General features: G+C 64.4%; 5 protein-coding genes. 4 read left to right on the forward strand and 1 reads right to left on the reverse strand.

What is annotated here, in order from left to right:
* Positions 1 to 3,577 (reverse strand): DNRLRE domain-containing protein (locus tag H5T60_10250; protein ID MBC7242811.1); only part of this gene is annotated, 3,577 nt, incomplete at its 3' end.
* Positions 3,578 to 3,849: 272 nt separating this feature from the next.
* Between H5T60_10250 and H5T60_10255 the strand changes: the two genes are divergently transcribed.
* From H5T60_10255 to selD, 4 genes are all read left to right on the forward strand, one after another.
* Positions 3,850 to 5,082 (forward strand): aminotransferase class V-fold PLP-dependent enzyme, encoded by a 1,233-nt coding sequence (locus H5T60_10255; protein ID MBC7242812.1) that lies wholly within the window; start codon positions 3,850 to 3,852, stop codon positions 5,080 to 5,082.
* The gene (yedF, locus tag H5T60_10260; protein MBC7242813.1) at positions 5,063 to 5,665 is read left to right on the forward strand and encodes a sulfurtransferase-like selenium metabolism protein YedF; all 603 of its coding nucleotides are present in this window, start codon (positions 5,063 to 5,065) and stop codon (positions 5,663 to 5,665) included. Before H5T60_10255 ends, yedF begins: the two co-directional genes overlap by 20 nt.
* 24 nt (positions 5,666 to 5,689) lie before the next feature.
* Positions 5,690 to 5,914, forward strand: coding sequence for a DUF3343 domain-containing protein (locus tag H5T60_10265; protein MBC7242814.1), 225 nt, complete (start codon positions 5,690 to 5,692; stop codon positions 5,912 to 5,914).
* Positions 5,915 to 5,958: 44 nt separating this feature from the next.
* The coding region (gene selD, locus H5T60_10270) for a selenide, water dikinase SelD (protein ID MBC7242815.1) at positions 5,959 to 6,640 on the forward strand (682 nt) is incomplete at its 3' end.

Consider the following 6,640-nt stretch of genomic DNA (forward strand, 5'->3'; position numbering starts at 1 on the left):
CCACATTGGCCGTGGCCATCGGTTGTTGCAGATAGTCCACGCCGGCCATGCCGGCACCGGGCAGGCCCCAGGACGTGTTTCCCTGAGCCACCTCCCACGTGGCGTCCAGGTAGTCCCAGACGCGCGAGACAGGATAGACGTTCAGCGTGATGGGATAGGCGTTCGAGCGGCCCGAGACATAGAGGGAAAGGGTGGCGAAGCGCACCTCGGCGTTCGAGGGCATGGCCGGCAGGTCAAAGTACAGAAGCCCCTTGGCCCAGCCGCCGGAGCGCACCACCAGGCGCTGGAGCAAGCCGTAGTTGCTCTTCGGGTACCAGCCGTGGATAAAGGTATCGCGCGAGCCGAGATACCCTTCCGCACCGTACTGCAGGCGCACGGTGCGGGTGCCCACAAATGGGGTCGGGGTCAGCGTTGGCGTGCGGGTCGGTGTGGGAGTGCGGGTAGGCGTGAAGGTGATGGTCGGGGTCGGCGACGGCGTAAAGGTCGGCGTGCGAGTGGGCGAAGCCGCCGGCGTGAACGTGTGCGTGGGGAGCGGTGTCGGCGCCGGCAGGCGGTACGTAATGGTCAGCTTCGGCCGCAGGTCCGAATACCAGAAATTGTCGCTGGAGATAAAGCGGTATTCCACGCCGGCCTCACCATAGCCGCGCAGGACAACGCCCCAGTTCTGGGAAGGGGCGCGCAGCCACTGCGCCACCAGCGGGGTGAGGTCCAGGGAGACCCAGGATTTCTCATAGGGCACCAGGATAGTGTCCACAGGGGCGCCGGCGCGGTCCACATCCGGCTTGCTGGCTCCTGGCTGCGCCCAGGGATCGCCGGCGCGCGCCAGATACCAGGTCGCCTGCGAGACGTTCCATGGGCGCAGGAGCGCATAGGCGCGCAGTTCCATCGCCGAGCCGTTGGTGCGCCCGTCCACATACAGCTCCAGGCGCGCGCGGACGACTTCTGCGTCCCGGGGGATGCTGGGCGGCAGTTCGAAGCGGATCAGCCCGCACTCGTGCTCGCCGGAACGCACGTACATGCCGTCCAAAGAGTTGTAATTCAAGTCCGGATACCAGGCATGGATGAATGTATCGGCGGTGCCGGCATAGCCGGCGCTCCCCTGCTGGAGCACCACGGTATATTGCTGAGGAGGGAGCGGGGTGGGCGTCGGCGACGGCCGGCCGGTTGGCGTGGCAGTCCAGGTGGGCGTTGGCGTAGGCGACAGCGTCGGTGTAGGGCTGGGCATGCGCGTGAACGTGGCCGTCGGGCTTGGCTGGAGCGCGATGGTATAGCTGATGACCAGATTGGGCCGCAAAGAGCTGTCGTAGTACTCGCGCGACGGGATATGATATTCCACGCCGGCGCCCCCGCCGCCCCGCACAACCAAGCCGTAATTGCTGGCCGGGTCACTCACCCATTGACGAACCATCTCGGTGACATCGAACTGATACCAGGCGCCCAACGCCTGGAAGGTGCGGGTATCGGAGGGCACGGGATAGCGGTCCAGGTTGATATCGTTGGCTCCCTCGATGCCCCAGGCGTCGCCGGCGCGCGCCAGCTTCCAGTTCGCGACCTCCTCGTCCCACGGCCGGCGCATCTGGAAGACACGCGCTTCCAGGGAATTGGAGTTCGATGCGCTTTGGACATACAGGCGCAGGGTGGCCTGCTGGACCTGTGCGTTGGCCGGCAGCCAGCCGCGCAGGTCAAAATACAAGAGCGAGGCCATCCAATCCCCGGAGCGCACAAAAAGGCGCGTGTAGGAGCCGTAATTGCTGTCCGGCGCCCAGCCGTTGATAAACGTATCGCGCGCGCCCGTGTAGCCGGAGCGCCCTTCCTGGAGGGAGGTTACATAGAAGCCCGGCCCGGGGGTGGGCGTCAGGGTGCGCGTCGGTGTGCGCGTGGGCGTCGGTGAAGGCGGCAGGGTGGGCGGTCTCCAGGTCGGCGTGGGCGTGGCGAAAGGGTTCGGCGTGGGGGTCGGATCGGACACTCCGCCGCGCTTTTCCACCTGGACGAAGTGGATGATCTCGTCGCCGTCGCCGGCGCAGTCGATGCGGAAGTCACTGCCGCCGGCCAGCCGGTTGGCGAAAGAGGCATCATCTATGACGAAGACGGCCTTTTTCCAGGTCTGGGTATTGGTCTTGCGGACCTCGCGCCGGCCTGTCCCACCTACCGCATCATAATCCAGGAACCAGCGGTCATTCCCCTTGTCATAGTAAATCACCGTCAAGGTGATGGCCTGCTGGCCGCCGTACATATAGCCGTCGTCCACGTTGAAGAACATGTAGGGATTGCCGGTGGCCTGGTCGGTACGGCGGGTATAGCGGCCGTATTTGTGCGTGCCCACGTTCCAGAGGGGGACGGTCTTCCCGCCGGGGATATCATCCCGGCGGTACAGCCAGAACTGATAATCCCCCCACTGCGGCATCCAGCTCTGCTCCGTCTCGCGCAGGGCGATCCAGACGCTGGGGGTGTTCTTGAGCGTGACGCCCAGATGCCGGTTGACGAAGCGCAGAAAGTCCGGGTCGGCGGTGGTGGTGATGAGGTCACGCGCCACATTGATGTAATCGGGGTGCTTGTCCAGCCCGTTCAGGAAGCCCCAGTATTCCTTGGTCTCGTCGGTCATATAAGGGTTGCGCACCGCTTCCCAGCCGGTCGGCACGGAGGCGCCGTAGTCGAGGAAGGGGTCGTAAAAGCCACAGCCGGCCAGCGGGTGCGGCGGCGGAATGATGGCGGGGTCATCGTCCCAGCGCAGGCCGTTGTGCTTGGCGCCGATGCCCAGGCTGGCGGCATAGGAGGTGGTCCACTTCCGCTCGCAGGGATGAACGAAGGTCGGCGCGAACTGGAGCATTACCGGCTTGTTCTTGAACGCCTCGGCGTAAAAACGGGTGATGTTTTTGACCACCCCGACCCACAGGCCGCCCGGGTCCACACCGGGGAGATCGGCCTGCATGGCGGCTTTCACACAGGCGTCATCGGCGTCAATAGAGGGCTGGTTCTCGCCGTAGATGCCGGTGCCGATTTGAATCCACTCCACGCGCGGGTCATTGTCATAGCGCTCGGCGATCGCCTTGATAAATTGTTCCAGCTTGGCGAGGAAAATGGGGTCCCAGTATTTCGGGATGGTCCAGGTGCAGGTGAATTTGCCGGCGCCGGCCTTGCTGAACACCCAATCGGGGACGGTGCTCCCTCCGCCCTCCATAAAATGAAAGGCTAGGCTCGCCCGCTTCCCCAGGGCGGCCTCATGCGCGATCCACTGGTCCACGATCTGCCAGTTATAATAGCCTTCCTCAGGCTCAATCTGGTTCCATTCGAACAGGCCGTTGCCGCCGACGAAGATGCCGGGGTACTGCGCCGGATCCAGGTGTGCGCCGTCGTGCATGACATAGATGCCGGGATATTTGACGCGATCCTTGGTGTAGGGGACGCCGGCGCCGCTCACAATGCCGGCGCCCTCGGCGTCGTACATCAGCGGAGAGGAGGCGGTATTCTCCGGAGGTTGCGCATGGATGGACAACCAGCTCAGCCCCAGGATGATCAGGGCCAGGGTCACCCAAATCCCGAGCCGGCCAAACCAGCGGTCGATCGCTCGTACTTTCATGGACCCCATTCCCTCGGTGCGTGATATCGAGCTTGCCGTACTATACAGGAGAATGCCACCAGCGTCAATTGGCCCCGGCGATAGAATCCCTTTTATATTATACGTGTCATAGCTATACAAAGCATGAAAATAGATAAAAATAGGGTTAAAATTTGTTCATGATGTACCGGCACCCACGCTGTATTATAAAATTTTGGAATAAAAGCATAATCAAATTGCATGGATTTGCGGCGGCGGCTGGACGGTGCTATAATCGCCGGCGAGGAGGACCCATGAACCAGCAAGTACCCAACATCATCTATCTCGATAACGCGGCCACCTCCTGGCCCAAGCCGGCCGGCGTTGCCCAGGCCGTCACAGACTTCATCACCCATATCGGCGCCAACCCCGGCCGCGCCGGCCACCGCCTTTCCACCGCCGCCGCCGAGCTGGTGTACGATACCCGCGCCCTGCTGGCGGAGATGTTCGGCGCCGAGGACCCCCTGCGCGTCGTCTTCTGCAAGAATGTCACCGAAGCCCTGAACACGATCTTGCGCGGGCTCCTGCGGCCCGGCGACCATGTGGTCACCGGCAGTATGGAGCACAATTCCGTCATGCGGCCCCTGCGCGCCCTGGAACGCCAGGGGGTGGAGCTGACGGTGGTGCCGGCATCGCCGGCCGGGGTGTTTCAGCCGCGCCATTTCGAACACGCCCTGCGCCCCAACACGCGCCTGATCGTGCTCAACCATGCCTCCAACGTGGTGGGGACGCTGGCCCCGGTGCGGGAGGTGGGTCAGATCGCCCGGGAGCACGGCATCTGGCTGGTGGTGGACGCGGCGCAGACCGCCGGCGTTTATCCGATCCATATGCCGGCGGACAACATTGACATCTTGTGCTTCACCGGCCATAAGGGACTGCTGGGACCGCAGGGCACTGGCGGGTTCATCCTGGGAGAAAGGGTGCCGGATGATGCCATCGAGCCGCTGATGCGCGGGGGAACGGGAAGCCGCTCCGAAGAGGAGCATCAGCCCGAATTTCTGCCTGACCGCTTCGAGAGCGGCACGCTGAACGCGGCCGGCATCGCCGGCTTGAAAGCCGGCCTGGAATTCCTGCGGGGGGAGGGCATCCAAAGGGTGCGCGCCCACGAGATGGCGCTGACGCGCCGACTGCTCGACGGCCTGCGCGCCATCGCCGGCGTGCAGGTATATGGCACCGGCGACCCGGCACAGCAGGTCGCCGTGGTCTCATTCAACATCGCCGGCATGTCCCCCTCGGAGGCGGCGCTGGCCCTGGATGAAGAGTTCGGCATCCTGTGTCGGGTGGGCCTGCACTGTGCGCCGGCGGCCCACCGCACCATCGGCACATTCCCCCAGGGCACCATTCGCTTCAGCCCCGGCTATTTCACCACGCCGCAGGACATCGACCGGGCGCTGGACGCCGTGGAGGCGCTGGCCCAGCGCGCCCAGGCCTTGATATTCCAGGTTGCGAACCGGGAAAGGAGTGTATATGATGACGAAGACCGTTGACGCTCGTGGGTTGGCATGCCCTCAGCCGGTCATCCTGACGCGCAAGGCCATGCAGGAGGGTGCCGGGCGCATCACCGTCATCGTGGACAGCGAGACGGCGGTGGTCAACGTGACGCGCATGGCCCAGAAAGCCGGCTGGCAGGTGGCGCAGGAACGCCAGGATAATGCGGTGTATTTGCATTTGACCGCGCCGGCCGCCGCGGAACAGCCGCAGGAAGCCCCTGCGCCGGCAGTCTCTGCGCCCGCCGGCCCCACCGTCCTGCTGGTAAAATCGAACCGCATGGGGCACGGGGACGACGAGCTGGGGGAAATCCTTATCCGCGGCTTCTTCCACACCCTCACCGAGATGGAGGATGTGCCGGAGGTTTTCATTTTCCTGAACAGCGGCGTGAAGCTGACCACCGAGGGATCGCCGGTGCTGGATGACCTGCGCGCCTTGGAGGAGCGAGGGGTGGAAATATATTCCTGCGGCACCTGCCTGAACTTCTTCGGCCTGACCGAGGCGCTCAAGGTCGGCGCAGTGTCCAACATGTATTCCATCGGCGAGACACTGCTTTCCGCCGGCAAGGTTATCTCGCCGTAACCGCCAGGCAGGATACCCATGTCAATGTCAGCACAGTACGGCGTGGTGCTCTTCGACTCCACCCAGCGCGCCATCCAGGCGGAGCGGGTGCTCAAGGCCGCCGGCCTGCCGGTCAAGCTGATCCCGGTGCCGCGCCAGGTCAGCTCGGACTGTGGGGTCTGCCTGCGCTTTCTGTGGGAGGACCATGCCCGCGTGGAGGAAGTTCTGCGCACCCATAAGGTAGCATTTGCCGATATCCGGCAGATATAATTGGACGGGATATGGGGGGCAATATGGACGTTTCATCGTACACGATCCGCAACCGCAACGGCCGGCCGGTGCGCCTGACCGAGCTGGCGAGCTGTGCCGGCTGAGCGGGCAAGACAGGTCCGGGTGACCTGGCACGCCTCGTTGAGCCGTTAAAGGGCCTCTTCCGGCCGGCCGATTTCCCCGACCTGCTCGTGGGGTTGGGCTTGCCCGACGACGCGGCGGTATATCGGCTGGATGATCAGCGCGCCCTGGTGCAGACGCTGGACTTCTTCGCGCCGGTGGTGGACGACCCGTATATATATGGTGCGATCGCGGCCGCCAACTCCATGAGCGATGTCTACGCCATGGGCGGCGAGGTGCTGTTCGCGCTGAACATCACCGCCTTCCCCCAATGGTTGGATCGCGCTGTGCTGGCCGAGATACTGCGCGGCGGGGCGGAGAAAGTGCGGGAGGCCGGCGCGGCCATCGCCGGCGGCCACACCATTGACGACGATGAGCCGAAGTACGGGCTGGCCGTGACCGGCATCGTGGCCATCGCCGAACTAATGACCAAGGCCGGCGCACGGGCCGGCGATCAGCTCTTCCTGACCAAGCCCTTGGGCACCGGCCTTATCACCACCGCCGCCAAGGGAGGCGCCGCCCAACCGGAACATGTGGAGGCGGCGGTACAGAGCATGCTTCAGCTCAACCGATCGGCGTCGCGCGCCGCGCGCGCGGCCGGCGTGC

The sequence above is a fragment of the Anaerolineae bacterium genome (assembly GCA_014360855.1).
GTDB lineage: Bacteria > Chloroflexota > Anaerolineae > JACIWP01 > JACIWP01 > JACIWP01.